The sequence below is a fragment of the Pseudorhodoferax aquiterrae genome, assembly GCF_014652235.1.
GTDB lineage: Bacteria > Pseudomonadota > Gammaproteobacteria > Burkholderiales > Burkholderiaceae_C > Pseudorhodoferax > Pseudorhodoferax aquiterrae.
Window position 1 is genome coordinate 387,759 of record NZ_BMYK01000003.1, and the last position, 26,400, is coordinate 414,158.

Here is a 26,400-nt window from a genome sequence, read left to right on the forward strand (position 1 = left end):
AAACAAGCGGCCGGCGCGCAGCGCCGGCCGGCACGGCCGCCGTCAGTGGCTGCGCGGCACGAGGGTGGCGTGGTCGGCCAGGCCGATCACATGGAAGAAGATGGCCACGAGCCGGTGCAGCCCGCGGAACTCCAAACGCTGGCCGGCGGCCTGCTGGGCTGCGGCCCAGTTCAGCACCGAGCCGGCGGCGGCGAAGTCGATGCGCACGAGATCCGCGCAATCGACGACCAGCGGCAGACCGGCGGCGGGCGGCACGGCCACGGACGCCAGCGCACCCTGCGCATCGCCGGTCACCTCGCCAGCGAGCCGCGCGGCGGGCGCCACGGCCTGGCCGGCCGGTGCGGTGCCCGGCCCGCTGTCCTGCGGCGCGACCAGGCTGCACCGGGCATCCTCCCAGGCCGGCGGTGCCACTTCGTAGGTGATGCAATGGTCGAGCGCGACGAGGTCGAACTCCTCGGGCCGCTGTGTCAGCCGCAGCCAGGCCAGGCGCAGGCGCCACCAGGCCACGGGCTGGGCGCGCTGCCCCGACACGGTGTGGTGGCGCAGCAGCTGCTCCAGGCGCAGGTTGCCGCGGACCGACACGCGCAGCGGCCGGTCCGCCAACTGCGACAGCAGGTCGGCCAACGGGCCGAGCGCGGGCGGCTGCACCGCGTCGAGGGCACCCCAGTCCAGTTGCACGGTGTCGCCGCGGAAGCCGGCGACCTGCACCGCCAGCGCCGTGACCTGGGCCGCATCCAGCAACGCCGGCGCCGCCCAGGCGAGCGGGGCGTCGATGCCCGAACCCGCGCGGCCCGGCCCGCCAATCGCACTCCAGGCCGGGGCCTGGCGCTGGTGGCGCACCTGGAAATCGACGGCCATGGCCTCGAAGCGGCCTTGCTGCGCGGTGGCGCGGTACAAGTCGAACAAGGCCGCCCAGGCGCGCAGTGCCAAGGGCACCGGCGTCTGCGCCTGGGCCAAAGCCAGCAAGGCCGCCTCGCAACCGGCGTCGTCGCCGTTGGCGAAGCGGATCGCCGCCTCCTCCAGCCCAGGGTCGGACACGAACTCGCCCCCCTGGACGGAGGCACCCAGCGACCAGTCCACATCCGGCAACATGTCTTCGGGCGGTGCCTCGGCCAGCAGCGCCTCGCGCGGCTGGACGTCCGTGGCGGCGAAATCGGTGACGCGGGCTTCGGCCGGCTGCGGCTCGGCGTTGACGGTGGGCGAGAACTGCGGCGCAGGGGCCGCATCGCGTGGCGGCTGCCACTGCGGATGCGCCATCTGCGCCTCGATCTCGTCGATCTTCTTGAGCGTGCCTTCGCGCTGGCCGGCGCCAGCGGGCTGGCTGCTGTCGAAGAAGCCCGAATCGTCGAGCGCCAGGGGCGTGACGGAGGCGCCGACGGCGCCACGCTGGCGCAGCTTGCGCAGCTGGTCGAACTCACGCTTGCGCACGAAGTCGTTCGCGCGCTTGCGCTCGATCATCTCCTTGAGCACATGCTTGTTGTACTGGCTGTCGCGTTCGTCCAGCTGGTCCAGCTCGGACCAGTTGACCGTCGGGTTGCGAACGAACTTGACGACCTTGGACAGCAGTCCGCCGGGCGGAGGCGTGTCTTGGGCCATGGGCGTGGCGGAAAAAAGCCGGGCGGGACCTCAGTCGCCGAACATCTTCTGCTTGAGCTCGCGGCGCTGCTGCGCTTCCAGCGACAGCGTGGCCGTGGGCCGGGCCAGCAGGCGGCCGACGCCGATGGGCTCGCCGGTCTCGTCGCAGTAGCCGTAGTCGCCGGCGTCGATGCGGGCGATGGACTGCTCGATCTTCTTGAGCAGCTTGCGCTCGCGGTCGCGCGTGCGCAGTTCCAGCGCGTGCTCTTCCTCGATGGTGGCGCGGTCGGCCGGGTCGGGCACGACCACGGTGTCCTCGCGCAAATGCTCGGTGGTCTCACCGGCGTTGTTGAGCATGTCCTGCTTGAGCGCGACCAGCTTGAGGCGGAAGAAGGCCTGCTGCTTCTCGTTCATGTACTCCGAGTCGGGCATGGACAGGACTTCGGCGTCGGTCAGCTCCTCGGCCGACTTGGTCTTCCAGTTGTTGGCCAGCTTGGGGTCCTTCTTGGACACGGCGGAGGGCGGCGGAGCGATCATGGGGGAAGACATCTCTTGCAGAAAACTGGCTTTGGCAGCGGTGGAGGCCACTGCTGGGGCCATGGATGGTACGGTGATTTGCGAGAGCCGCGAAGCCCTGCCGGCGCGGGCGGGCATGGGGGCCGCGGCGGTCTGCGCAGCGGGTGCGGGCGCTTTGGCCGCCTTCTTCGCGGCGGCCGCCGGTGCAGGCGCCTCCTGCGGCTTGGCCGCAGCCTTGGTCTTGGCGGATGGTTCTTTCACGCGGCGCCTCCTCGCGGGTTGGCGAACCCCGGCGCCAGCGGTTCCGGCACCAGGCGGGTCCGACCACCGCCCGCAACGTCGGCACGGTTTATACCCGCAATAGGGGGCTTTTCCGCGCCGGCGCGAAACTTTGTGCCCTGCGCCTCAGACCAGGCACTGCTCCAGGCCCTGCAGGAAGATGTCCTTGGGCAGGTCGATGCCGATGAACACCATCTTGCTGGTGCGTGCCTCGCCCTCGGCCCAGGCCGGGCCCAGGTCGCTGCCCATGAGCTGGTGCACACCCTGGAAGATGACCTTGCGCTCGGTGCCCTGCATGTGCAGCACGCCCTTGTAGCGCAGCATGCGCGCGCCGTAGATGTTCACCACGGCGCCCAGGAAGTCCTCCAGCTTGGCCGGGTCGAAGGCACGGTCGGCGCGGAACACGAAGCTCTTGACGTCGTCGTCCGTGTGGTGGTGGTGCCCATGGCCGTGCTCGTGCGCATGCGAGGGGTGGTCGCAGTGCTCGCCGTGTTCATGGTCGTGGTGGTGGTGATCGTGGTCGTCTTCCTTGAGGAAGTCGGGGTCGATGTCCAGCTTGGCGTTGAGGTTGAAGCCGCGCAGGTCGAACACCTCGGACAGCGCCACCTCGCCGAAATGCACGGCCTTGTGCGGCGCGCGCGGGTTCATGTGCTTGAGGCGGTGGATCAGCGCATCGACCTCGTCCTGGGCCACGAGGTCGGTCTTGCTGATGAAGATCTGGTCGGCGAAACCGACCTGGCGGCGCGCCTCCTGGCGCTCGTTGAGCTGCTCGGCGGCGTGCTTGGCGTCCACCAGCGTCAGGATGGAGTCGAGCAGGTAGCTCTCGGCGATCTCGTCGTCCATGAAGAAGGTCTGGGCCACGGGGCCGGGATCGGCCAGGCCGGTGGTCTCGATGACCACGCGCTCGAAGTCGAGTTCGCCCTTGCGCTTCTTCTCGGCCAGCATGGACAGCGTGGAGCGCAGGTCCTCGCGGATGGAGCAGCACACGCAGCCGTTGTTGAGCTGGATGATCTGCTCGCCGGGCTCGGAGACCAGGATGTCGTTGTCGATGTTCTCCTCGCCGAACTCGTTCTCGACGACGGCGATCTTCTGGCCATGGGCTTCGGTCAGCACACGCTTGAGCAGCGTGGTCTTGCCCGAGCCGAGGAAGCCGGTGAGGATGGTGGCGGGAATGAGGGCCATGGGGGTCTCGCTAACGACGAAAGGGCGCAAGTTTAAAGAGCTTGCGATGACCCTGTTCAGCGCCGCATGACCACCAGGCCCTTGAGGTATTCCCCTTCCGGGAAGTTGATGGTCATGGGATGGTCGGGCGCGCCGCCCATGCGCTGGGGGATGTAGCCGTCCACACCGGCGTCGATGCCGGCGCCGGCCACGATCTTGTGGAACAGGTCGGCCGGGATGCCGCCCGAGCAGGAATAAGTGAACAGCACGCCGCCCGGCTCCAGCAGGGCCAGCGCGAGCCGGTTGATGTCCTTGTAGGCGCGCGCGGCGCGCTCGGCATGGGCGGCGGTGGGCGCGAACTTGGGCGGGTCCAGCACGATGGCGTCGAAGCGCCGGCCTTCCGCACCGAAGCGCCGCAGCGAGGCATTGACGTCGGCGTCCAGGCATTCGGACCGGTCGGCCGCGAAGCCGTTCAGCGCCACGTGGGCCTGCACGCGCGCCAGCGCCGGCCCCGAGGAATCGATCGAGGTCACATGCCCGGCCACACCCGCCGCGCGCATGCCGGCCAGCGCGGCGACCGTGAAGCCGCCCGTGTAGCAGTAGCAGTTGAGCACGCGCTGGCTGCCGAGGCGCGCCACGGTGTCGGCGAACAGCTTGCGGCTGTCGCGCTGGTCCAGGTAGAAGCCGGTCTTGTGGCCGGTGGCGATGTCCAGCGTCAGCTTCCAGTCGTGCTCGGCGATGGTCAGTTCGGTCGCGCCCTCGCCGCGCAGCCAGCCCGTGGCCTCGGGCAGGCCCTCCAGGCCGCGCACGCTGGCGTCCGAGCGCTCGTACAGGCGCGTGAGGCCGGTCAGCGCGCACAGGGCGTCGGCCAGCGGCTTCTTCCAGCGCTCGGCGCCGGCCGCGCCGAACTGGGCCACCAGCGTGTCGCCGTAGCGGTCCACCACCAGACCGGGCAGGCCGTCGGCCTCGCCATGGACCAGGCGGACCCCATCGCTGCGGATGTCGAAACGGCCACGCGCCGCGATGGCCTGGGCCAGGCGCTCGCGCAGGAAGGCCGCGTCGATGCGCTGGCCTTCGTCGAAGCTCCAGGCGCGCGCCCGGATGCGCGAGGCCGGGCTGAACGCGGCCCAGGCAAGGAAGCGGCCGTCGGCCGCCTCCACGCGCACGGTCTCGCCGGCATCGGCGCCACCCCGCGCGATCGCGGACTCGAAGACCCAGGGGTGGCGGCGCAGCAGGGATTTCTCCTTGCCCTCGCGCAGGCGGATGGTTTTCATGGAAAGGGACGGTTCAGGATTTGCCCGGCGCGCGCCGCGCGCGCGGGTGCGCGGCGTCGTAGGCGCGGGCCAGGTGCTGGAAGTCGAGCCGGGTGTAGACCTGGGTGGTGGCGATGTTGGCGTGGCCCAGCAGTTCCTGCACGGCGCGCAGGTCGCCGCTGGACTGCAGCACATGGCTGGCGAACGAGTGCCGCAGCATGTGCGGATGCACGGGCGTGGCCAGGCCGGCCTGCAGGCTGCGCCGGCGCAGCCGCTGCCAGACCGACTGAGCGGTCAGCCGCGTGCCGTGGCGACCGATGAAGAGCGCCGGGTTCAGCGCGGCACCCTCGCCGCGCAGCGCCAGCCAGGCCTTCAATGCGGCCGCCGCGGCCGCGCCGATCGGCACGCTGCGGCGTTTGCTGCCCTTGCCCAGCACATGGGCTTCGCCGGCGTCCAGGTCGATCCAGCCGCGCGCGGCGCCGCTGGCCCGCACGTCCAGCCCCGTCAGTTCGGCCACGCGCAGGCCGGCGCCGTAGAGCAGCTCGACCATGGCGGCATCGCGCGCCTCCAGCCAGGGATCGTCGGCCTCGCTGCTGAACTCGGCCAGTTGCACGGCCTCGTCCACGCCCAGGGCCTTGGGCAACGGCTTGCCGGACTTGGGCGCGCGCACGTCCTGCACCGGGTTGGCGGCGACCAGGCCCTCGCGGCCCAGCCAGGCGTAGAAGCCGCGCCAGCCCGACAGGATCAGCGCGATGCCGCGCCCGCTGCGGCCGCCGCTGTGCATCTGCGCGACCCAGCGGCGGATGTGGGCGTTGTGCACGGCCAGCAGGCCGATCTGGGAGGACTCGGCATGCGTGCGCAGCTTGGCCAAATCGGCCTGGTACAGCGCCAGCGTGCGCGCGGCCAGGCGGCGCTCGACGCGCTGGTGTTCGAGGTAGCGCTCGACCAGCGCGGCATCGTCCATGGCGGGCGTCGCGGCCTTACTGCAGGCGCGACAGCGCGGCGCTGGCCAGTTCTGCGATGCGTTCGAGGAAGTCCGTGCCCATGCCGGATTCGAAGCGCTGCGGATCGGGCGAGGCCAGCACCAGCATGCCGAAGGCCGGCTCGGTGCTGTTGAGTTCGCCCACGCGCAGCGGCATCAGCACCACCGACATGGCCTGGGCCGGCTCGGGCAGCCACTGCACGGCGTCGAAGCCGGGGTTCACGCCGCAGAACGGCGCCGTCAGCGAGGACGCGAAGCTCTTGGCGTCGTCGCTGACGCCCTGGGCGAAGCCGTGGCCCGCATAGTCGCCCGACACACCCCAGACCTTGAGCGCGGCCTGCGGCACGCCGAACTGGCTCTGCACCTCGGCCACGATGCGCTGCGGCAGCTCGGCCGGTGCGCGCGTGCGCAGCAGGCTGCGGGCCCAGCGCTGCAGCTTGTCGGCGATCAGCACGTTCTCGTTGCCGTGGCGCATCATGTCCATGATGCGGTGCTCCAGGCCCTTGATCTTCTCGCGCAGCATCTCGGCCTGGCGTTCCTGCAGGCTCACCGCGCGGTTGCCGTGCGGGCTGGTCATCTGCACGGCCGTCAGCACCTCGGCATGGCGCTCGAAGAAGGCGGGCGTGTGGATCAGGAAATTGGCGATGTCGTCTTCGGTGATGGGGTTGTTGGCATGCATGCTTGTGCTTTTCCGCAGAGGGGTGCGATCAGAGTGCAGCACCGCGCAGCTGCGACACGCAGGCAGCGGTACCGAAGGCCGCGGAGCAGGCCGTGCCAGCGACATCCGCGGGACTGGCTCTGCCAGACCGCTGGATGTGCCCCCTCGAGGGGGTTGGCGAAGCGCGCAGCGCGGAGACTGGGGGTGTTCTCATGCTGGGATGTCGATTTCGCCTTCGAAGACGGTCTGGGCCGGGCCGGTCATGCGCACGGGCTGGCCGGGGCCGTCCCAGGCGATGGTCAGCAGGCCGCCGCGCGTCTGCACGTCCACGGGGCTGTCGAGCCAGCCCTGCTGGATGCCACCGACCACGGCCGCGCAGGCGCCCGTGCCGCAGGCCAGCGTCTCGCCAGCGCCGCGCTCGTAGACGCGCAGCTTCACATGGCGACGGTCCAGCACCTGCAGAAAACCGGCGTTCACGCGGTTCGGGAAACGCGGGTGGTGTTCGATCAGCGGGCCCTGCGCGGCCACGGGCGCGCTGTCCACGTCGTCCACGCGCTGCACGGCGTGCGGGTTGCCCATGGACAGCACGGCCAGCTCCACGGTGGGGCTGTCGGCTTCGGTGCCGAGCGCGAGCTTCCAGGGGCCGACCAGGCTTTCGCCTTGCGGCGACAGGCCGGCGGCGTCGAAGGGCACGCGCGCGGGCTCGAACACCGGCGCACCCATGTCCACGGTCACGCGGCCATCGGGCTCCATGGCCGGCGCGATCACGCCGGCGGCCGTGTGCACGCGCAGAGCCGCCTTGTCCGTCAGGCCATGTTCGCGCACGTACTGGAAGAAGCAGCGCGCGCCGTTGCCGCACTGCTCGACCTCGCCGCCGTCGGCGTTGTGGATCACGTACTCGAAGTCCACGCCCGGGCCGGTGGAGGGCCGCACCGTCAGGATCTGGTCGGCGCCCACGCCGAAATGCCGGTCGGCGAGAAAGCGGTACTGGTCTGCATGCAGGCCGAGCCGGCCGCGCGTCTCGTCCAGCACCACGAAGTCGTTGCCGGCCCCGTGCATCTTGGTGAATCGGATTCGCATGGCGGGATTATCGCGGGCGGGCGGTGGCCTTGTAGCCTGCGGGACAGACGCCTGCACACCGTTGGTGCGCAGCCGGCAGAATCGCCGCCATGCCACGCTCCAGCCAACTGCTCCACCCGCAGCGCGACCCGGTCGTGCCGCGCCCCGCCGCCACCGTGCTGCTGCTGCGCGATACGCCGGCGGGCATCGAGGTGCTCATGACACGGCGTTCGCTGACGGCCAGCTTCGCACCCGGCGCCTTCGTGTTCCCGGGCGGCACCATCGACGCGGCCGACCACGCGGCCCACGCCCAGGCCAATCGCCGGCCCGGGCAGGACGATGCGCGGCTCACGCAGGCGATCGCGGCCGTGCGCGAGAGCTTCGAGGAACTGGGCGTGCTGCTGGCCCGCCGCGCCGACGGGCGCTGGGCCGATGCCGCCGACGCCGCCGGGCTGGACCGCCACGCCCCGCTGCTGCCGCAGTGCGCAGCCCAGGGCCTCGTGCTGGCGGCCGACCAGGTCTTCGTGCTGGCCCACTGGACCACCGACCGCGACCTGCCCAAGCGCTTCGACGTGCCCTTCCTCGTCGCGCGCATGCCCGCAGGGCAGGAACCGGTGGCCGACGAGGCCGAGCAGTTCGAGCCCAGCTGGGTGCGCCCGGCCGACGCGCTGGCGCGCCATGCGGCCGGGCAGTTCGAGATCATCTTTCCGACCATCCGCACGCTGGAACGGCTGCAGGCCTATGCCTCGGTCGATGCCGTGCTCGCGGCCTGCGCCAGCGAGCAGCCGCTGTGGACCTCCTGCCCGCGTGCCGGCTGGCTCAACGGCGCCGAGGCCCGCTACATGGAGCACGAGACCGCCTTCGGCGAGCTGGCCATGGTCTGCCCTGACGGCCAGCTGCTGCACGCGCTGGACTGGCGCCACGACCAGCCCACGGCCCTGCTGCGCAACGTGCAGCGCCTGACCTGCGGCAACCCGGGTGTGATGACCGGCCCGGGCACCAACAGCTACCTGGTCGGCGATGCGGCCAGCGGCTACATCGCGATCGACCCGGGCCCGCTGGACGAGGCCCACCTGGACCGGCTGTTCGCGGCGGCCGGCGGCGACATCCGCAGCATCGTCTGCACGCATTCGCACGCCGACCACTCGCCCGGCGCCCAGCCGCTGGCCGATCGGGTGGAACGCGCGGGCCGCCCACGGCCGCCCGTGCTGGGCCTGGCCTCGCGCCCGACCGCGCGGCCGGCCAGCCAGTTCACGCCCGACCGCGAGATGGTGGACGGCGAACGCCTGGTGCTGCGGGGCGATGGCGTCACGCACACGCTCAAGGCCGTGTTCACGCCCGGCCACGCGGCCAACCATGTCTGCCTGGTGCTGGAGGAAGACGCCCTGCTCTTCAGCGGCGACCACGTGCTGAACGGCAGCACCACCGTGGTCGACCCGCCGGACGGCGACATGGGCCACTACCTCGCGTCGCTGGACAAGCTCAGCGCCGCCTGCGCGAAGGACGGCATCGCCTTCATCCTGCCGGCCCACGGCTACGTGCTGGGCGACGCGCCGGGCGCCATCGCCAGGCTCAAGGCGCACCGGCTCGCGCGCGAGGCCAAGGTCTTGAAGGCCATGCGCGCGGTCCCGGCCGGCAGCATGCGCGACTGGGTGGCCATCGCCTACGACGATGTGCCCCCCAAGATGTGGCCCGTGGCCGAGCGCTCCATGCTGGCGCATGTGGAGCACATCCGGTCGGCTGGAATGGTGTGAGACTCGGGCGCCCAACGGCACCCTTGGCAGAATCCCACCGCATGACCACCGACGCGACGACCACGCAGGCCGCCATCCGGGCGCTGTCCGAGGCTGCGCCACCGGACACGCAGATCCTGCTGTTCGGCTCGCAAGCCAACGGCACGGCGCACGTGGACTCGGACCTGGATTTCCTGGTGATCGAGCCCGAAGTCGATGACCGTGCCCAGGAAATGGTGCGCCTGCGCCGGTCGTTGCGTCCGCTGCGCGTCGCGGCGGACATCCTGGTCTATTCCAGGGACGAAGTGGCGCGCTGGGGCAGCCAGCCAGGCACGGCCCTGTACTGGGCGCTGAAGGAAGGCCGCCTGGTCCATGGCTGAGCCGGCGCCATCGGGCGACGTGGCGCAGCTTCTGCTCGCAGCGGCGGAGCAGGATTTGGCCGCCTGCGAGGCACTGGCGCAGGCGCCGGGCATCGGCGATGCCATCGTGGGCTTTCATGCGCAGCAGGCGGTCGAGAAAGCCATCAAGGCCGTCCTGAGCCGGCATGGCGTGGAGTTCCGCCGCACGCACGACCTGGCGCTGCTGCTGGACCTGCTGCACGACGGACAGCTGCCGGCCCCACCCGGCGCGGACTGGCTCGACGAGCTCAATCCCTATGCTGTCGAGTCCCGCTACGGCGTGCCCGGCATCGCGGGCCTGGACCGGCCCAAGGTGCTCGCGGCGCTGCGCGCGCTGTTGCAGTGGACGCGCGCGCAGCTTCGCGGCAGCGCTTGAATCACTCCCCCAGGTAAGCCCGCATCAGCGCCCCGTCGGCCTGCAGTTCCGCGGCGCTGCCCTGGGCCACGATGCGGCCGGACTCCAGCACATAGGCGTGGTCGGCCAGCGACAGCGCCAGGCCGGCCATCTGGTCCACCAGCAGCAGCGTCATGCGCTCGTCGCGCAGGCGCGCCAGCGCCGCGAACAGGTCCTCGATGACCTTGGGTGCCAGGCCCAGCGAGGGCTCGTCCAGCAGCAGCACCTGCGGCTGGGCCATGAGGCCGCGCGCGATGGCCAGCATCTGCTGCTCGCCGCCCGACAGCAGGCCGGCGCGCTGGTGCAGGCGTTCGCGCAGGCGCGGGAAGCGCTGCAGCATGTCCTCCACACGGGCCTCGCACCCCTCGGGTTTCAGGAAGGCGCCCAGGCGCAGGTTGTCCAGCACGCTGAGCTCGGGGAAGACCTGGCGGCCTTCGGGCACCAGCACCAGGCCCAGGGCCGCGATCTGCTCGGCGCCCAGGCCCGCCAGCTCCCGGCCGTTCAGGTGGATGCCGCCTGCCACCGGCCGGTGCAGCCCGGCCAGCGAGCGCATCAGCGTGGACTTGCCGGCGCCGTTGGCGCCCAGCAGCGCCGCCATCTGGCCTGCCCGCACGGACAGCGCCACGCCGTGCAGCACGGGTTCGGCGCCGTAGCCGGCCTGCAGCGCACCGATGCCCAGCACCTCCGCGCTCGCCGCAGGCGCCGGGCGGGGTACGGCGGCGCTGTGCAGACCCGCTTCGCCGAGGTAGGCGCGGCGCACCGCCGGATCGGCCCGCACCGCGGCCGGCGGGCCGTCGGCCAGGCGCTGGCCGGCGTCGAGCACGACGACGCGGTCCGACAGGTCCATCACGAGCGCCATGTCGTGCTCCACGATCACCACGCCGATGCCGCTGTCGGCAATGGCGCGCAGCAGCGTGGCCAGCCGCGCCTTGTCCTCGCGCGAGAGGCCGGCGGCCGGCTCGTCGAGCAGCAGCACCTGCGGGTCGGTGGCCAGCGCACGCGCGATCTCCACCAGGCGCTTGTCCACGTGTGCAAGGTCGGCCGCAGGCACATCGGCCGGCCCGGCGTAGCCGCATTGCGCCAGCAGCGCGCGGGCGCGTGACCGCACGGCCGGTGCGTGGAAGCGCCGCGCCGCCAGCGGCGAGCCCAGGCGGCCACGGCACATGGCCAGCGCCACGTTGTCCTCCACGCCGAGGCTGCCGAACAGCTGCGAGGTCTGGTAGCTGCGCGCGATGCCGGCCCGCGCCAGCAGGTGGCCCGCGCGGCCCTGCAAACTGCGGCCTTCGAGGCTGAAACCGCCCGCGCTGGGCTTGTAGAAGCCGCTCAGCATGTTCAGCACCGTGGTCTTGCCGGCACCGTTGGGGCCGATCAGGCTGGTGACGCCGCCGCCCACGGTCTCGAAACTGAGGTCGTGCACGGCGCGCAGGCCGCCGAACTGCCGGCCCAGACCCTGCACGCGCAGCACGCCGCGCGCAGGGCCGCGCGGCAGCGGCGGCACCGCCACCGGCGTGGTTGGCCCGGTCGGCTTGCGCCGCCAGCGCCCGAACAAGCCCGCCACGCCCAGCGGCGCCGCCCACAGCACCACCAGCAGCAGCGCGCCGAAGAACAGCAGCCGCCAGTCCTCCATGCCGGCCAGAAGTTCGGGGAGCAGGCCCACGATCAGCGCGCCGATCAACGGCCCGGCCACCGCCCCTGCGCCGCCCACCATGACGACCAGCACGAACAGGATGGACTGCAGCATGCCGAAGGTCTGCGGCGTGACGAAGCCCGACAGCGGCGCGAACAGTCCGCCCGCCAGACCCGCCAGCGCGGCCGACAGCGCGAAGGCCACGGCCTTCACGCGGACCGGCGCGATGCCGATCGATTCGCTGGCCACCTCGCTGTCGCGCACCGCGCGCAGCGCCGCGCCCCAGGCACTGCGGTCCAGCCAGGCATAGAGCAGCACGAGCACCGCGCAGGCCAGCACCGCCAGCGCGGCCACGGCGCGCTCGCCCGCCAGGCCGAACAGCCCCGGCGCGGCGATGCCCATGATGCCGTTCTGCCCGCCCGTGAGCCCGCGCCACTCCACCGCGCCGTGCTCGACGATGAAGCCGAAGGCGATGGTGACCATGGCCAGGTAGGGGCCCTTCACGCGCAGCGCCGGCACCGCCAGCAGCAGGCCCACCGCGCCGGCCAGCAGCACGCCGATCGGCCAGGCCAGCCAGAACGACAGCCCGGCCTTGGTCGTCAGCACCGCCACCGCATAGGCGCCCAACGCATAGAAGCCCACATGGCCGAACGACACCTGGCCCGCCAGGCCCAGCAGCACGTTCATGCCGATGCCCACGATGGCCAGCAGCGCCACGTTGGCCAGCACGTAGACGTAGTAGCCATTGAGCGTGGCGGCGAGCGCCAGCGCGCCGGCCAGCAGCAGCACCCACGCGGCCCAGCCGGTGGGCGAGACGACGCACTTCATACCTTCTTCACCTCGGCGCGGCCGAACAGGCCATCGGGCCGCAGCGCCAGCGCCACGATCACCAGCGAAAACATCATGATCTGGGTGTAACCCGATCCCAGCGTGGCCGTGACCAGCGCCTCGCCGGCGCCGAACACGAGACCGGCCAGCATCACCCCCCAGGCACTGCCGATGCCGCCCAGGATGGCGACTGCGAAGGCCTTGAGCCCGAACAGCGTGCCCATGTCGGCATGCACATTGAACAGCGGCGCCACCAGCGCGCCGGCCACGCCCGCCAGCAGCGTGGACAGCGCGAACGCCAGCAGCACCACATGCTTGACCGGGATGCCCATGAGCCGCGCCGCATCGCGGTTCTGCTGCACGGCCAGCACGGCCACGCCCCAGCGCGTGCGCCGCGCCACGAAGTGCAGCACGCCGGCCAGCGCCAGGCCGACCACCGGGATCACGAGCTGCAAGGGGTAGACACCGAGCGCGGTGTCGCCCAGGCTCATCGGCGTCTGCGCCCAGGGCGAGGGCAGGCTGCGCGGCTCCTTGCCGAAGCCATGCATGACCAGGTTGTCCAGCACGATGCCCAGCGCCACGGTGGACATCAGCCACGCGTTGGAGCCGCGCCGCGCGAACGGCCGCACGGCCACCAGCTCGACCACCATGCCGTACAGCGCACACACGGCAAGCGCCGCCGCCAGCGCCAGCGGCATGGGCCAGCCCATGGACTGCGAGAACACCCAGGTCAGCACCGCGCCCAGCATCATCGAGCTGCCCTGCGCGAAGTTGACCGTGCCCGACACCGCGTAGGTGATGTGAAAGCCCAGTGCGATCAGCCCGTACATGGCGCCCAGGCCCAGGCCGCTGACCAGGGCGGAGATCAGCAGCATGGCGCGCCCTCCCGGCAACGCCCCGTCACTGCGCCCCTCATGGAGCGACGGGCAGGATCTTGTTGTCGATGAACTGCGCCCAGACGTAGTCGTTCTCGGTCACCGCGTCGTGCACCTGGTCCGTGAAGGGCTTGTCATAGGTCTTGATCAGGCCCTCGTAGCGCCCGATCTTGTAGAAGCCCTGGCGCACGGCGTCGCCCTGGGTGCTGCCGGCCTGGGCGATGGCCAGCGCGCTGAGCTGCACGGCGTCGTAGGCGTTGGCCACGCCGACGGCGGGCGTCACGTCGTCCGGGCCCTTGATGTCCGGGTACTTGGCCTTCAGTGCCGCCAGCACCTTCTCGCCCACGGGTGTCTGCTTGCCGAAGAAGCTGTAGGTCTGCACGAAGTGCACGCTCTTGGCGTTGGGGCCGGCCAGCTCGGTGAAGCGCCCGCCCGCAGGGCCCCAGTGCGAGACCACGGGCACCTTCCAGCCCATGCGGTCCAGCGACTTGACGACCTGAGCCGAGGGCCCCACGTTGCCGACCAGGAACAGCGTGTCGGCGCCGGCCGCCTTGAGCTTGGTGAGCTGCGGCACCACGTCGACCGCGTTGCCGTCGAACTTCTCGATGCCCGCGGCCTGCATGTTCTTGGCGGCCAGCGCAGCCACCAGGCCCTTCTCGTTGGATTCGCCCCAGGGGTTGTCGACCAGGATCATGGCCGGCTTGGCGGCCTTGAAGGTCTTTTGCGCGTACTGCAGCATGGCCTTGTTGACGATCTCGTCCACGGCCGAGACGCGGAACGCGAAATTGGGGTTGGCGCCGTTCTTGGTGATGGGCGTGCCTGCCGCCCAGGGCCCCATGAAGGGCACCTTCTCCTGGTTGGCGATCGGCACGATGGCCATGGAGACGGGCGTGTCCAGCCCGCCGAACAGCACGGCCACCTTCTCCTTGTAGATCAGTTCGCGCGCGGCCACCACGCCCTTGGCCGGGTTGCCCTCGTCGTCGCGGCGCACGAGCTCGAGCTTGCGGCCGCCCAAGAGGCCGCCCTTGGCGTTGATCTCGTCGATGGCCACCGCCATGCCGCGCGTGATCGCTTCGCCGGCGCGCGCCGACTGGCCCGACAGCGCGGTCACGAGACCGATCTTGATGGTCTCCTGGGCGAAGGCCTGGGGGCCGGAAAGGGTGGCCAGGGCCGTCAGTGAGGTCACAGCCAGCGAGAGCAGGGAGCGGCGAAGCAGGGGCATGGGTTTCTCCGTCGGATGAATGAGGACGCACGCTCTTCGCAAGCTCCATGCCATTTCTGTCAGCAAGCCGTCAAACACATTGACGTCAAAGTCAAAAACGGATTGTCGACAATCAAAGGCGTAGATAGGCACCATAATTGCTCGGCCCTGTCCGGCGCAGCCCACCGCGCCTCGCACCATGTCTTCGCACCAAAAGCTCTCTTTTTCGCACCTCGACAGTGCAGGCCCGCTGGCCGAACGTGCCCTGCCCCACCACGGGCTGTTCGACTACCGCCCCATCACGCAGCGCAGCGACTACCACTGGCCCGGCGGCCGGCGCCTGGCCTGCTACATCGGCTTCAACCTCGAGCATTTCGCGTTCGGCGACGGCCTGGGCGCCTGCCTGGGGCCGGCCACGCCGCATCCCGACGTGCTGAACTACGCCTGGCGGGAGTACGGCAACCGTGTGGGCGCCTGGCGTTGCCTGGAGCTGTTCGACCGGCTGGGCCTGGCGACAGGCGCCATCCTCAACACCGCGCTGTACGACCACTGCCCCGAACTGGTGGCGGCCTGCGCCGCGCGCGGCGACGAACTCATCGCCCATGGCCACACCAATGCCGAACGCCAGGGCGCCATGGACGCGGCCGCCGAGCGCCGGCTGCTGGCCGACTGCCGCGCCCGCATCGCGCGCGAGAGCGGCGTGGCGCCGCAGGGCTGGCTGTCGCCCTGGATCTCCGAAAGCCCGGCCACGCCGCACCTGCTGGCCGCCACGGGCTACGCCTACACGCTGAACTGGTGCCACGACGACCAGCCCGTGCGCATGGCCACGCAGGACGGGCCGCTGTGGTCCGTGCCCTACCCGCAGGAGCTCAACGACATCCCGATGATCATGGCGCGCCAGATGGACGCCAAGGACTTCGCGCAGATGGTGATCGACAACTTCGACGAGATGCTGGAACAGTCGCGTGCGCAGCCGCTCGTGATGGGCATCGCGCTGCACCCCTACATCGTGGGCCAGCCCTACCGGCTGCGGCACCTGCGCCGCGCGCTGGAGCACATCGCACGCGCGCGCGACGCGGGCGCCATCTGGTGGACCACGCCCGGCGCCATCGCCGCCCACATGCAGGAGCACCATCCCCATGGCCACGCGTAGCCGCAGCGCCGCTGTCACCCCCTCCGTCGCGCCCGCAGCGCCGGCCCCCGTGACCGGCCTCAACGAGGCCGAGAGCCGCATCTACCACCAGGTGTTCGAGAGCGTCATGAGCCAGCGCCTGGCGCCGGGCACCAAGCTGCCCGAGCAAGGCCTGTCCGATCTGTTCGGCGTGCACCGCGCCGTGGTGCGCAAGGTGCTGCAGCGGCTCGCGCACGACCGCATCGTGGACCTGCGGCCCAACCGCGGTGCGGTGGTGGCCGAACCCACGGTGCAGGAGACGCGCCAGATCTTCGAGGCGCGCCGGCTGCTGGAAGCTGCCATCGTGCCGCTGGCCGCAGCCCGCGCCACCAAGGCCGACCTGGCCGCGCTGCGGCGCCAGCTGCGCGAGGAGCACGCCACGCTGCACCAGCAGAACCAGCCGGCCTGGGCCCGGCTGGCCAGCGCCTTCCACCAGCGGCTGGCCGAGATCGCCGGCAACGAAGTGCTGCAGCGCTACCTGCACGAGCTGATCTCGCGCTGCTCGCTGATCGTGGCGCTCTACGAGCCGCCCGGCAACGCGGCCTGCGAGCACGACGAGCATGCGCGCATCGTCGACCACATCGAGAAGGGCGAAGTCGCCAAGGCGATCAAGCTCATGGACGAACACCTGCTGGACCTGGAGCAGCGGCTGCACCTGGACCGGCCGCAGTCTGAAAAGTCACTCGGGCAGATGCTCGGATTGGGGTAGCCATGGACATCGATTTCTCCGCCATCACCGAATACCAGCGCTACAAGCTCATGGCCAGCCTGATCGTGCCGCGGCCGATCGCGCTGATCACCACGGTGAATGCACAAGGTGTGGTCAACGCCGCGCCCTTCAGCATGTTCAACATGCTGGGCGAGGAGCCACCCATCGTGATGGTCAGCATCAACCGGCTGCAGGACGGCGAGCTCAAGCACACGGCCCAGAACATCGTCGCGAACAGGGAGTTCGTGGTGCACATCGCCGACGAGGCCATGGCCCGGCAGATGCACCGCTGCGGCGAGACCTTCGCGGCCGACGTGAGCGAGCTGGCGGCCGTGGGGCTGACGGCCGCGCCCTGCCAACGCGTCAAGCCGCCGCGCATCGTGGAGGCGCCCGTGGCCTTCGAATGCACGCTGCACGAGCTGCTGGAGACGGCCAGCCGGCAGATCTTCATCGGCCAGGTGCGCTGGCTGCATGCACGCGAGGGGTTGATCGACACCGCCACCTGGCGCGTCAGGCTGCAGGATTACTTTCCCGTCGCGCGCTTCGGCGCCAGCTTCTACGTGAACACGCGCGAGCGGTTCTCGCTGGAGGGCAGCGCCAGCGCGCCGGCCACGACGACGGCCATCGACGAGATGTGAGCCGATCCAGCGTTCTCCGGGGAACGACAATCGCCAGCCTGCAGCCCACCCGAAAATGCCATGGCCAATGCTTCCAAGCTGTTCGATGGCAGTGTCGCCATCCCCGTAGCCTTCCTTGCCGAACTCGACTGGCGTGATGGCGACCAGATTGTTTGGACCGCCAGAGGCGGCGAGTTGGTGGGCATCACGCGTCGTGCGCAATTGCGCCGCGCCCAACTGCGGTTCCAACAGAGTGCCGCCAATCCTTCACCGTCTTTGTCGCAGGAATTGATCACGGAGCGCCGTCGCACAGCACAAGCCGTGTAAGGCAGGCCCGTCGTGGACGGCAGTGCTGGCGGCAGACCGAAAATGACATGACATCTGCCGACCGCGCATCCGTGCCCACTGAATCCACTGCATCCATGAACCTCCCCGTCCCCGAGGACGACGGCGCCGAGCGCCTGTCCAAGCGCGTCGCCGCGCAAGGCGGCTGGTCCCGCCGCGACGCCGAACTTCTGATCGACAACGGCGTGGTGCGCGTCGACGGCACCGTCGCCGTGCTGCCGCAGATGCGCGTGCGGCCCGAGCAGCGCGTGGAGATCGAGAAGAACGCCCGGCCGCTGCCGGTGCCTCCCGTCACCTTGCTGCTGCACAAGCCCGCCAGCGTGGAACTGGACCTGACCGCGCCGCTGGCCGGCGCGCAGCGCAGCGCGGCCGACCGCTCGGGCCTGCGGCCGCTGCCCAGGCACCTTGTGGACCAGCACTGCGTGGCGCCGCTGGGCCCACGCGACAGCGGGCTCGTGGTGTTCACGCAGGTGCACGGCATCGAGCGCAAGCTGACCGAGGATGCGGCCCTGCTGGAGCACGAACTGCAGGTCGAGGTGGATGGCGAGGCCACGGCCGAGGCGCTGCAGGCCATGCGCCCGGCGCGCGTGAGCATCGGCTCGCAGCGCGAGGGCCGCACCGTTCTGCGCTTCGCCGTCAAGGGGCCGCAGCCGGGCCAGGTCACCAACCTGTGCGCGCGCGCCGGCCTGCAGGTGCTGGGGGTGCGCCGGCTGCGCCTGGGCCGGGTGGCGCTGGCCGGCCTCGCGCCGGGCGAGTGGCGCTACCTGCGCAGCGACGAGAAGTTCTGAAGCGCCGCGGCCGCGGCGCCGTGCATGAAAAGTGTGAAGCCCGCCGATACGCCGGATTCTGTGCACCGGGGTCGCCCCCGGTGTGACCGCCATTCCTCTGGGCCGTCTGTCGCCAGACGGCTCGGTGCTACCTACCCGCCGGCTCCGCGGAGCCACATCATCACCGGCCTATTTGGTATTGCTGCGCGTAGAGATTGCCCGTTTCACCCCCGGTGGTTTGCCTTGCGGCACTCCCCCGGGACTCGTCTCTGTTGCTCTGATCCTCACCTCGCGGTGGAGAGCCGTTAGCTCCTACGCTGCCCTGTGCAGTCCGGACGTTCCTCCAGTGCGGCCTTTCGGCGCTTGCACCAGCGGCGGCCTGGCGGGCTTCACGGCGAGCATTATCGCAGTGCGCCAGAATGCCCTCTTTGCCCACCCACCGGGAGACGCCATGAAAGCCGCCAACGTCCTGCACACCATCGGCAATACGCCGCACATCCGCATCAACCGCCTGTTCGGCGACCAGGCCCAGGTCTGGGTCAAGTCCGAGCGCAGCAACCCGGGCGGATCGATCAAGGACCGCATCGCCCTCGCCATGGTCGAGGACGCCGAGAAATCCGGGCAACTCAAGCCCGGCGGCACCATCGTCGAGCCGACCTCGGGCAACACCGGCGTGGGCCTGGCCATGGTGGCGGCCGTCAAGGGCTACAAGCTCATCCTCGTGATGCCCGATTCCATGTCGGTGGAACGCCGCCGCCTGATGCTGGCCTACGGCGCCAGCTTCGAGCTCACGCCGCGCGAGAAGGGCATGAAGGGCTCGATCGCGCGCGCCCAGGAGATCGTGGCCAGCACGCCTGGCGCCTGGATGCCGCAGCAGTTCGAGAACCCAGCGAATGTGGAGGTGCACGTGCGCACCACGGCGCAGGAGATCCTGGCCGACTTCCCCGACGGCCTGGACGTGCTGATCACGGGCGTGGGCACGGGCGGCCACCTGTCCGGTTGCGCGCGCGTGCTCAAGGAAAAGTGGCCGCAACTGAAGGTCTTCGCGGTCGAGCCCCAGGCCTCGCCAGTGATCTCGGGCGGCGCGCCCTCACCGCACCCGATCCAGGGCATCGGTGCGGGCTTCATTCCCAAGAACCTGGACACCGCCCTGCTGGACGGCGTGATCCAGGTCGACGCCGAACCAGCGCGCGAGATGGCGCGCCGCTGCGCGCGCGAGGAGGGCCTGCTGGTCGGCATCTCGTCGGGCGCGACGCTGGCCGCCATCGCGCAGAAGCTGCCCGAGCTGCCGGCCGGCAGCCGCGTGCTCGGCTTCAACTACGACACGGGCGAACGCTACCTGTCGATCGAAGGCTTCCTGCCCGCATGACCCCCTCGCGCACGCTGGCCATCGCGCAGCCGGCGGCCACCAGGCTGTCGCCCGCGCAGAAGAAGTTCAACAGCCTGGTCAAGCGCATCGCCGAGCAGCGCGCGCTGCTGGCACAGTGGGAAGAAGCGGTGCCTTTGTTCCGCGAGCGGCGCGCACGCGAACTCCTGCCGCTGCTCGACGACTACCGCGTGCTCAGCGTGCAGATGGTCCGCGTGCTGCACGCGGCCGCCGCCAACCGCAAGGGACTGGGCAAGGCCGACCGCGACACCATCGCCGCGCTCATCACCGACCTGGCCGGCGCGCTGGCCGACAGCGCGCCCGACGAGGCCCTGCGCGCCGAGATGAAGCAGCGCTACAACGAGCATGCGGGCAGCGACTTCGATGAAGACGGCGCCGACAGCGATGCCATGGCGCGCGAGATGGCGCGCGATCTGTTCGGCATGGACATTCCCGACGACGTGGACCTCAACTCGCCCGAGGAGTTGATGCGCCACATCGCGCAGGAGATGCAAGCCGATGCGCAAGCACCACCGGATCGCCCGGCGAAGAAGCCATCCAAGCGCGCGCAGCAGGCCACCCAGTCGCTGCGCGAGGTCTACCGCAAGCTGGCCAGCGCGCTGCATCCCGACCGCGAGGGCGACCCGGCCGAGCGCGCCCGCAAGACGGCGCTGATGCAGCGCGCCAACGAGGCCTATGCCAACAACCGGCTGCTCGACCTGCTGCAGCTGCAACTGGAGGCCGAGCAGATCGATCCCGGCCAGCTCGCCAACCTCAGCGCAGAGCGCCTGAAGCACTACAACCATGTGCTGGCAGAGCAACTGGACGAATTGCGCCACGAGGTCGCGGCGACCGAGGGCGCGTTCGTGCTGGAGTTCAACCTGCCGCCGCTGCAGCCCCTGAAGCCAGCCCGGCTCATGGACACGCTGCGCCACCAGATCGCGCAGCTCACGCTGGACACGCACCATCTGCGCCAGCAACTGCCGCTGCTGGACGATCTGCCGACGCTCAAGCGCTGGCTCAAGGAACAGCGCGCCGCGATGCGCGCACGGCAGGAAGAGGAAGACCTGCTGAGCCTGTTCGGGCGCTGAGCGGCGATGGTGGATCTCGTCACCACGGCCGACCGCGGCCAACCGCCCCAGCTGGCCGAATTCCACCGCCTGACCGACGCCATCGCCGCGCAGCGCACCGTGCTGCAGCGCTGGCAGCAGGCCGGCGCGGACTTCCACCGGCAGCAGGCCCAGGCGCTGGCGCCGCTGCTGGCCAGCCAGCGCGCGATCGACCTCGACCTGCTGCGCCTGCTGGACCAGGCCGCCCATGCCGGCGAACTGGGCCGCAACGACCTGCACATCCTGCATGCGCTGGTGCGCGACCTTGCGGCCAGCCTGCTGCGTCAGGGCGAAGAACCCGAACTGCGCGCGATCTTCGCGCGCCACCAGGACAACGCCTACGACGACGTGCCCGAGGAAGCCCCCGAAGCCGCGGCGCCAGCCCCCACCGCCGCCGCCCCGGCCGACGACGATGGCGACTGGATGGCGCAATGGGAGCGCATGGAAGCCGCGCAATCCGATGCCGCCCAGCAGCGCGCACGCCAGCGCGCCCAGCACAAGGCGGCCAGCCGGCGCCGGCGCATGGCCGCGCCCGAACCCGAGGACGCCAGCCAGACCATCCGCGCCGTGTTCCGCAAGCTGGCCAGTGCGCTGCATCCCGACCGTGCGCCCGACGATAGTGAGCGCGCACGCAAGACCGCACTGATGCAGCGCGTCAACGTGGCCTATGCCGCGCGCAATCTGCTCGATCTGCTGCAGCTGCAATTGGAGATCGAGCAGATCGACCTGCGCAGCATCGCGGCCATGGGGGAGGAGACGCTGGCCCGCCACAACCGCGTGCTGGCCGAACAGCTCGAGGAGCTGCGCCAGGAGACTGCCGACACCGAGCGCGGCCTGCGCACGCTGCTGGGCCTGGGCCACGGCGCCGAGCCCACGGCGGCGCGGATCGCGCGCGCGATCCGCGAGCAGAGCCGCGCGCTGCAACAGAACATCGCCTACTACCGCTGGGAGCTCGACGAACTGCAGGACCCGCGCTTCTTCAAGCAGTGGCTGCGCGAGCAGCGTGACTGAGCCCCAGAGGGTCTTTCCTCTCAGCGCAACAGCGTGCGCCGCGCGAACCGCACCACCGTGACGCCGGCGCGCGCCTGCCGCGTCGAGGGCATGACCAGCACGCAGTCGTCGTAGGGCGTCGCCACCGGCTCGCCGTCGTTGTCGCCGATCACGGTGCCGGCCTTCGCGATCACTTCCAGCCCGGTGAAGGCCTCGGTGAAGCGAAAGCGCGCGCTGCGCGCGACGACAGGGCCCGTGACGTGCAATGCCCACTGGTGCGGCGCGTCCGGCTGGCGCCAGCCGGGCAGCTGGCTGGCCTCGGCGCCCGGCGCCAGCAGGCCCGCCGCGTCCAGGAAGCGCACGCACTGGTCGCGCGCCACGGCCACGCTGGCGGGATCGCCATGGAAGCCGCATTCCACCAGGAGCGAGCGGGTGTCGGGCGCCTGCGCGTCCGGCGCGCCGAAACGGCCGAAGTCGCGCATGCGCACACCGTCCTGGTGGCCGGCATCGACCACCACGTGGGCGGGCGTGCGCAGCTGGCGTGCCAGCGCCAGGTTGCGCGCTTGCAGGCCGGTCAGCGCCAGCGGTGCGCCGCTCTCGTGCATGGAATGCAGGTCCAGCAGCCAGTCGGCGCGCGCCACGAAGGCTTGCAGCGCGGCCGCGCGGCGCCGCTCGCGCGTGCCGCCCTCGGCCATGCGCGCGGGAAGCCACTGGCGGTTCAGGTCCTCGTCGACGAAGCGCGAGGCGTCGTGGTCGCGCACGTCGAAGCGGTCGAAGGCCTCCAGGTTGCAGAAGGCCAGGGTCAGCGTGCCGCGCGCTGGGCGCACGCCGGCCTCCAGCAGCCCGCGCAGGGCCCAGGCACCACACAGCTCGTTGCCGTGGACCAGGGCGCTCAGCATGACGTGGGGGCCGGGCCGGCCAGAGTCGAAGGACCAGACGCCCTCGGTGCCGGTGTTGCCGGCGCGCCAGGCGGACAGGTCGGGCGGCGCGAGTTCGAATGCGGGGGTGTTCATTCCTTGATCTTCGCAAACTCGACGATCCGGCGGTACTTGGCCGTCTCGGCGGCCAGGAAGCGCGGCAGGTCCGCGCCCGCCAGCGCCAGGGTGGAGCCGCTGTCCTCCAGCTTCTTGCGCAGCTCGGGTGCCTGCAGCGCCTCGGCCAGCGCCGTGCGCAACCGGGTGGCGATGGCTGCGGGCAGCTGCGCCGGCGCCATCAGCGCGAACCACACGCCGATGTCCAGGTCCTTGAGCGCCGGATGGGCGGCCAGCGGCGCGATGTCGGGCGCAGCGGCCGAACGCGTCTTCTCGGTGATGCCCAGCGCCACCACCTTGCCGCTGCGGATGTGCGGCAGGCCGCTGGACAGCACGTAGACGCCCAGGTCGATCGTGCCGCCGTACAGGTCGGTCGTCAGCGGTGCCACGCCGCGGTAGGGAATGTGGGTCATGAACAGCCCGCCCTGCTGCTTGGCCATCTCGCCGGCCAGGTGCAGGGCGGTGCCCACGCCGGAACTGCCATAGCTGTAGTGGCCGGGCCGGGCGCGCACGGCCTGCAGCATCTGGTCGACCGTGCGCATGCCGCTGGCGGTGGAGGCCACCAGCACCATGGGCTGCGAGGCCACCAGGCCGATGGGCGTGAAATCCGACGTGCTGTACTTGACGGCGGCCGAGACCTGCCGGGCGATGGCGATCTCGTTGTTGGCGCCCAGCAGCAGCGTGTAGCCGTCCGGCGCGGCACGGGCCACCTTCTGCGCGCCGATGGTGCCGCCGGCGCCGCCCAGGTTCTCGACCACCACCGGCACGCCCAGCGTGCGGGCCAGCTGGTCGGCCACGGCCCGGCCGGTCAGGTCGGTGCTGCCGCCCGGCGGATAGCCCACGACCAGCGTGATCGGGCGTTCGGGATAGCCGCCGCCCTGGGCCTGGGCGGCGGGCGCGAGCATGGCGGCCAGCAGCGCCGGCAGCAGCAGCGCGCGGATGCAGTGGATGGATGGCATGGTGTGTCCCCGGGGTTCGGATGCCGCCGATTGTTCTGGCGCGGCCGGCGCAACCCGGTGCCGGATCGGCACGGAACGGTGCCGATCCGGTGCGCCTGCCCTCATGCCGGCACGACGGCCTCCCACAGCCGCTCGGCCAACGGTGACAGCCGGCGCTTGGAGCGCACCATGCGCACCTCGAACGCGATCTCCATGGCCTTGCCGGCCAGCGGCACGATGTTCTTCTGCCGGCAGGCGCCCGCCGCCAGCGACCAGGGCAGCCAGGCCACGCCCATGCCCTTCTGCACGTACTCGAGCAGAGCGTCGGCGGAATCGACCTCCAGCCTGCGCTCCAGGCGCGGCGCCTGGGCGTGGTTGGCCAGGTGGTCGGCCACCAGGTGGCCCAGTGCCAGGCTGTCGGCATAGGCCAGGAAGGGTGCGGGCCGGGCACCGTCGAGACGGAACATCGGGCGCCCGTCGGCCTGCGCGCGGGCCACCGGCACCAGGCGGTCGTGCGCCACCGTGTGCTGCAGGTGCTGCGCGGGCTCCAGGTGCAGCGCGATCAGCGGGTGGTGGTAGCTCAGCATGAAGTCGATTTCGCCGCGCTCCAGGCGCTGCAGCACCTCGGCCATGGCGCTGGTGCGCACCTGGACCATGGCCTGCGCCGTCAGCGTGCGCACGCGCCAGAGCCAGTCGGCCGCGATGGTGCGTGCCAGCGTGCGGCCCGTGCCCAGCGTGAAGACGGGCTGGCCCGAGGCTGCGCCGCCGCGCATCTCGCGCTGCGCGGCGGCCAGGCCGTCCACGGACTGGCGCGCCTGCCGCAGCAGGGTCTCGCCGGCGGCCGTGAGTGTGACCGGCGCGCCACCGCGCAACACCAGCGGCACGCCGGCCCATTGCTCCAGCTCCCGGATGCGCCGGCCGAAGGCCGGGTGCGTCACATGGCGCACCGCGGCTGCGCGCGTGAAGCTGCGCGTCTCGGCCAGCGCGATCAGGTCTTCCAGCCATTTCATCTGCATCGTGGGGCTCTCCTGCGCAACGCGCACATGTTCCGTATCATCCGCGGGCCCGAAGCCTGCCCGATCACCACGGGCCACCACCATGCCCCTGCGCCTTTCCGAGATCAAGCTGCCGCTGGACCACGATGCCGCGGCACTGGCCAACGCCATCGCCCGCAAGCTGGATCTGCCGCCCGCCGCCATCGCCGGCCACACCGTCCACAAACGCAGCTTCGACGCGCGCAAGGCCGAGCTGCTGCGCGTGTACATCGCCGACGTGGCGCTCGCCGACGGCCGGGACGAGGCCGCCGTGCTGGCGCGGCTGGCCGGCGATCCGCATGTGGCGCCCACGCCCGACATGGCCTGGCACCCGCCCGTGCAGCGCGCGCAGCCGCCCCAGCTGCGCCCCGTGGTCGTGGGCTTCGGCCCCTGCGGCATCTTCGTCGCGCTGGCGTTGGCGCAGATGGGCCTGGCGCCCATCGTGCTGGAGCGCGGCAAGGCGGTGCGCGAACGCACGCAGGACACCTGGGACCTCTGGCGCCGGCGCGAACTGCACCCCGAATCCAATGTGCAGTTCGGCGAAGGCGGCGCCGGCACCTTCTCCGACGGCAAGCTGTACAGCCAGATCAAGGACCCGCGCTTCCTCGGCCGCAAGGTGCTCGAGGAATTCGTCAAGGCCGGTGCCCCCGAGGAAATCCTGTGGGAAGCCCACCCCCACATCGGCACCTTCCGGCTCGTGAAGATGGTGGAGAACATGCGGGCCGACATCCTCGCGCTGGGCGGCGAGATCCGCTTCCAGCACAAGGTGGAGGACATCGTGGTCGAGAACGGCCGGCTGCGCAGCCTGGTCGTGTTGAACCAGGCCAGCGGCGCCACCTACGAACAGCGCGCGGACCATGTGGTCATGGCGCTGGGCCACAGCGCGCGCGACAGCTTCGAGATGCTGCACCGGCGCGGCGCGCCCATGGAGGCCAAGCCCTTCTCGATCGGTTTTCGCGCCGAACACCCGCAAAGCCTGGTCGACCGCGCGCGCTGGGGTCGCCATGCGGGCCACCCGGACCTGGGCGCGGCGGAGTACCGGCTCGTGCACCACGCCAGCAATGGCCGCTCGGTCTACAGCTTCTGCATGTGCCCGGGCGGCACCGTGGTCGCCGCGACGAGCGAGCCGGGACGCGTGGTCACCAACGGCATGAGCCAGTACTCGCGCGCCGAGCGCAATGCCAATTCGGGCATCGTGGTGGGCATCACGCCGGCGGACTTCCCGACGGAGTACCGGCATCTGGACGTGCCGGCCTCGGCCCAGGGCAAGCCGCATCCGCTGGCCGGCGTCGAGCTGCAACGCCGACTGGAGACCGCCGCCTTCGTGCTGGGCGGCGGCGACTACAGCGCACCGGGCCAGCTCATGGGCGATTTCCTGGCCGGCCGGCCTTCGACGCAGTTCGGCGCGGTGCAGCCCAGCTACAAACCCGGCGTGCACCTGACGGACCTGTCCGGCGTGCTGCCCGACTACGCCATCGCCGCGATGCGCGAGGCCTTCCCGGCCTTCGCGCGCAAGATCCCCGGCTACGACCTGCCCGATGCCGTGCTGACCGGTGTGGAGACGCGCACCTCGGCGCCCGTGCGCATCGCGCGCGACCCCGACACACTGCAGTGCGAGGGCCTGGCAGGCCTGTACCCCGCCGGCGAGGGCGCGGGCTATGCGGGCGGCATCCTGTCGGCCGGCGTGGACGGGCTCAAGGTCGCCGAAGCCGTGGCCAAGGCGATGGCGTGAGCGCAGCGCCGGGCCGCCCCCAGCCAGCTCGCTGCTGCCCCATGGGGGGACA

Annotated in this window: 25 protein-coding genes and 1 other RNA gene; 12 read left to right on the forward strand and 14 right to left on the reverse strand. The window is 71.1% G+C overall.

The genetic code is table 11. The features are described from left to right. Positions 1-42 precede the first annotated feature (42 nt). The 7 genes from IE209_RS07135 to dapF form a co-directional block, all read right to left on the reverse strand. A complete protein-coding gene (locus tag IE209_RS07135; protein ID WP_189686261.1) occupies positions 43-1,596 on the reverse strand; it encodes an STAS domain-containing protein in 1,554 nt (517 codons plus the stop codon). A 30-nt stretch (positions 1,597-1,626) separates the two neighbouring features. Next, positions 1,627-2,229, reverse strand: coding sequence for an RNA polymerase-binding protein DksA (gene dksA / locus IE209_RS07140; RefSeq protein WP_145550905.1), 603 nt, complete (start codon positions 2,227-2,229; stop codon positions 1,627-1,629). 267 nt (positions 2,230-2,496) lie between these two features. Next, positions 2,497-3,552 (reverse strand): CobW family GTP-binding protein, encoded by a 1,056-nt coding sequence (locus IE209_RS07145; RefSeq protein WP_189686263.1) that lies wholly within the window; start codon positions 3,550-3,552, stop codon positions 2,497-2,499. A gap of 56 nt (positions 3,553-3,608) precedes the next feature. Next, entirely contained in the window at positions 3,609-4,805 is a 1,197-nt protein-coding gene (locus tag IE209_RS07150) for a class I SAM-dependent rRNA methyltransferase (RefSeq protein ID WP_189686264.1), read from the reverse strand. Positions 4,806-4,818: 13 nt separating this feature from the next. After that, positions 4,819-5,748, reverse strand: a complete 930-nt coding sequence (locus tag IE209_RS07155) for a tyrosine-type recombinase/integrase (RefSeq protein WP_189686265.1) — start codon at positions 5,746-5,748, stop codon at positions 4,819-4,821. 16 nt (positions 5,749-5,764) lie between these two features. Next, positions 5,765-6,445 (reverse strand): DUF484 family protein, encoded by a 681-nt coding sequence (locus IE209_RS07160; RefSeq protein ID WP_189686266.1) that lies wholly within the window; start codon positions 6,443-6,445, stop codon positions 5,765-5,767. A 189-nt stretch (positions 6,446-6,634) separates the two neighbouring features. After that, on the reverse strand, positions 6,635-7,504 hold the full coding sequence (dapF, locus tag IE209_RS07165) for a diaminopimelate epimerase (RefSeq protein WP_189686267.1): 870 nt from the start codon (positions 7,502-7,504) through the stop codon (positions 6,635-6,637). Positions 7,505-7,593: 89 nt separating this feature from the next. Between dapF and IE209_RS07170 the strand changes: the two genes are divergently transcribed. Genes IE209_RS07170 through IE209_RS07180 form a run of 3 tightly spaced genes read left to right on the forward strand, consistent with a single transcriptional unit; the run spans position 7,594 to position 9,990 of the window. Continuing rightward, positions 7,594-9,237 (forward strand): MBL fold metallo-hydrolase, encoded by a 1,644-nt coding sequence (locus tag IE209_RS07170; RefSeq protein WP_189686268.1) that lies wholly within the window; start codon positions 7,594-7,596, stop codon positions 9,235-9,237. A gap of 41 nt (positions 9,238-9,278) precedes the next feature. Then, positions 9,279-9,596 (forward strand): nucleotidyltransferase domain-containing protein, encoded by a 318-nt coding sequence (locus IE209_RS07175; protein WP_189686269.1) that lies wholly within the window; start codon positions 9,279-9,281, stop codon positions 9,594-9,596. After that, positions 9,589-9,990 carry a HEPN domain-containing protein gene (locus IE209_RS07180; protein ID WP_189686270.1) on the forward strand — a complete coding sequence of 134 codons (402 nt, stop codon included), beginning with the start codon at positions 9,589-9,591 and terminating at the stop codon, positions 9,988-9,990. Before IE209_RS07175 ends, IE209_RS07180 begins: the two co-directional genes overlap by 8 nt. Position 9,991: 1 nt before the next feature. On the opposite strand, the gene IE209_RS07185 is transcribed toward IE209_RS07180, so the two are convergent. From IE209_RS07185 to IE209_RS07195, 3 genes are read right to left on the reverse strand one after another with little or no spacing between them, the layout of a single operon-like run. Then, positions 9,992-12,463 carry a branched-chain amino acid ABC transporter ATP-binding protein/permease gene (locus IE209_RS07185; RefSeq protein ID WP_189686271.1) on the reverse strand — a complete coding sequence of 824 codons (2,472 nt, stop codon included), beginning with the start codon at positions 12,461-12,463 and terminating at the stop codon, positions 9,992-9,994. Further along, positions 12,460-13,338 carry a branched-chain amino acid ABC transporter permease gene (locus tag IE209_RS07190; RefSeq protein WP_189686272.1) on the reverse strand — a complete coding sequence of 293 codons (879 nt, stop codon included), beginning with the start codon at positions 13,336-13,338 and terminating at the stop codon, positions 12,460-12,462. Before IE209_RS07190 ends, IE209_RS07185 begins: the two co-directional genes overlap by 4 nt. Positions 13,339-13,375: 37 nt before the next feature. Next, complete coding sequence (locus IE209_RS07195; protein ID WP_189686273.1) at positions 13,376-14,560, reverse strand: ABC transporter substrate-binding protein; 1,185 nt, start codon at positions 14,558-14,560, stop codon at positions 13,376-13,378. A 178-nt stretch (positions 14,561-14,738) separates the two neighbouring features. Between IE209_RS07195 and IE209_RS07200 the strand changes: the two genes are divergently transcribed. The 5 genes from IE209_RS07200 to IE209_RS07220 all read left to right on the forward strand — a co-directional run bounded on the left by IE209_RS07200 (position 14,739) and on the right by IE209_RS07220 (position 18,169). After that, complete coding sequence (locus IE209_RS07200) at positions 14,739-15,692, forward strand: polysaccharide deacetylase family protein (RefSeq protein WP_229882720.1); 954 nt, start codon at positions 14,739-14,741, stop codon at positions 15,690-15,692. Continuing rightward, positions 15,679-16,419, forward strand: a complete 741-nt coding sequence (locus tag IE209_RS07205; RefSeq protein ID WP_189686274.1) for a GntR family transcriptional regulator — start codon at positions 15,679-15,681, stop codon at positions 16,417-16,419. The genes IE209_RS07200 and IE209_RS07205 overlap by 14 nt, the downstream gene beginning before the upstream one ends. A gap of 2 nt (positions 16,420-16,421) precedes the next feature. Then, positions 16,422-17,057 carry a flavin reductase family protein gene (locus IE209_RS07210; protein ID WP_189686275.1) on the forward strand — a complete coding sequence of 212 codons (636 nt, stop codon included), beginning with the start codon at positions 16,422-16,424 and terminating at the stop codon, positions 17,055-17,057. 60 nt (positions 17,058-17,117) lie between these two features. Beyond that, positions 17,118-17,363 (forward strand): AbrB/MazE/SpoVT family DNA-binding domain-containing protein, encoded by a 246-nt coding sequence (locus tag IE209_RS07215; protein ID WP_189686276.1) that lies wholly within the window; start codon positions 17,118-17,120, stop codon positions 17,361-17,363. Positions 17,364-17,458: 95 nt separating this feature from the next. Next, on the forward strand, positions 17,459-18,169 hold the full coding sequence (locus IE209_RS07220) for an RNA pseudouridine synthase (protein WP_189686277.1): 711 nt from the start codon (positions 17,459-17,461) through the stop codon (positions 18,167-18,169). 31 nt (positions 18,170-18,200) lie between these two features. Here IE209_RS07220 and rnpB read toward each other — a convergent pair. After that, positions 18,201-18,539, reverse strand: an RNA gene (gene rnpB, locus IE209_RS07225) — RNase P RNA component class A. A 60-nt stretch (positions 18,540-18,599) separates the two neighbouring features. Between rnpB and cysK the strand changes: the two genes are divergently transcribed. The 3 genes from cysK to IE209_RS07240 are packed head-to-tail and all read left to right on the forward strand — an operon-like array spanning position 18,600 to position 21,634. After that, positions 18,600-19,517, forward strand: coding sequence for a cysteine synthase A (gene cysK, locus IE209_RS07230; RefSeq protein WP_189686278.1), 918 nt, complete (start codon positions 18,600-18,602; stop codon positions 19,515-19,517). Continuing rightward, the gene (locus IE209_RS07235) at positions 19,514-20,605 is read left to right on the forward strand and encodes a J domain-containing protein (RefSeq protein ID WP_189686279.1); all 1,092 of its coding nucleotides are present in this window, start codon (positions 19,514-19,516) and stop codon (positions 20,603-20,605) included. The genes cysK and IE209_RS07235 overlap by 4 nt, the downstream gene beginning before the upstream one ends. 6 nt (positions 20,606-20,611) lie before the next feature. Beyond that, the gene (locus IE209_RS07240) at positions 20,612-21,634 is read left to right on the forward strand and encodes a J domain-containing protein (RefSeq protein ID WP_189686280.1); all 1,023 of its coding nucleotides are present in this window, start codon (positions 20,612-20,614) and stop codon (positions 21,632-21,634) included. A gap of 20 nt (positions 21,635-21,654) precedes the next feature. Here IE209_RS07240 and IE209_RS07245 read toward each other — a convergent pair whose 3' ends face one another. From IE209_RS07245 to IE209_RS07255, 3 genes are all read right to left on the reverse strand, one after another. Continuing rightward, on the reverse strand, positions 21,655-22,626 hold the full coding sequence (locus IE209_RS07245; RefSeq protein ID WP_189686281.1) for a M14 family metallopeptidase: 972 nt from the start codon (positions 22,624-22,626) through the stop codon (positions 21,655-21,657). Further along, positions 22,623-23,603: a Bug family tripartite tricarboxylate transporter substrate binding protein gene (locus IE209_RS07250; RefSeq protein ID WP_189686282.1), complete on the reverse strand. Its 981-nt coding sequence runs from the start codon at positions 23,601-23,603 to the stop codon at positions 22,623-22,625. Before IE209_RS07250 ends, IE209_RS07245 begins: the two co-directional genes overlap by 4 nt. 101 nt (positions 23,604-23,704) lie before the next feature. Next, positions 23,705-24,598, reverse strand: a complete 894-nt coding sequence (locus IE209_RS07255; RefSeq protein ID WP_189686283.1) for a LysR family transcriptional regulator — start codon at positions 24,596-24,598, stop codon at positions 23,705-23,707. Positions 24,599-24,680: 82 nt separating this feature from the next. Here IE209_RS07255 and IE209_RS07260 point away from each other — a divergent pair, with 82 nt between their 5' ends. Beyond that, entirely contained in the window at positions 24,681-26,348 is a 1,668-nt protein-coding gene (locus tag IE209_RS07260; RefSeq protein WP_189686284.1) for an NAD(P)/FAD-dependent oxidoreductase, read from the forward strand. Positions 26,349-26,400 lie beyond the last annotated feature (52 nt).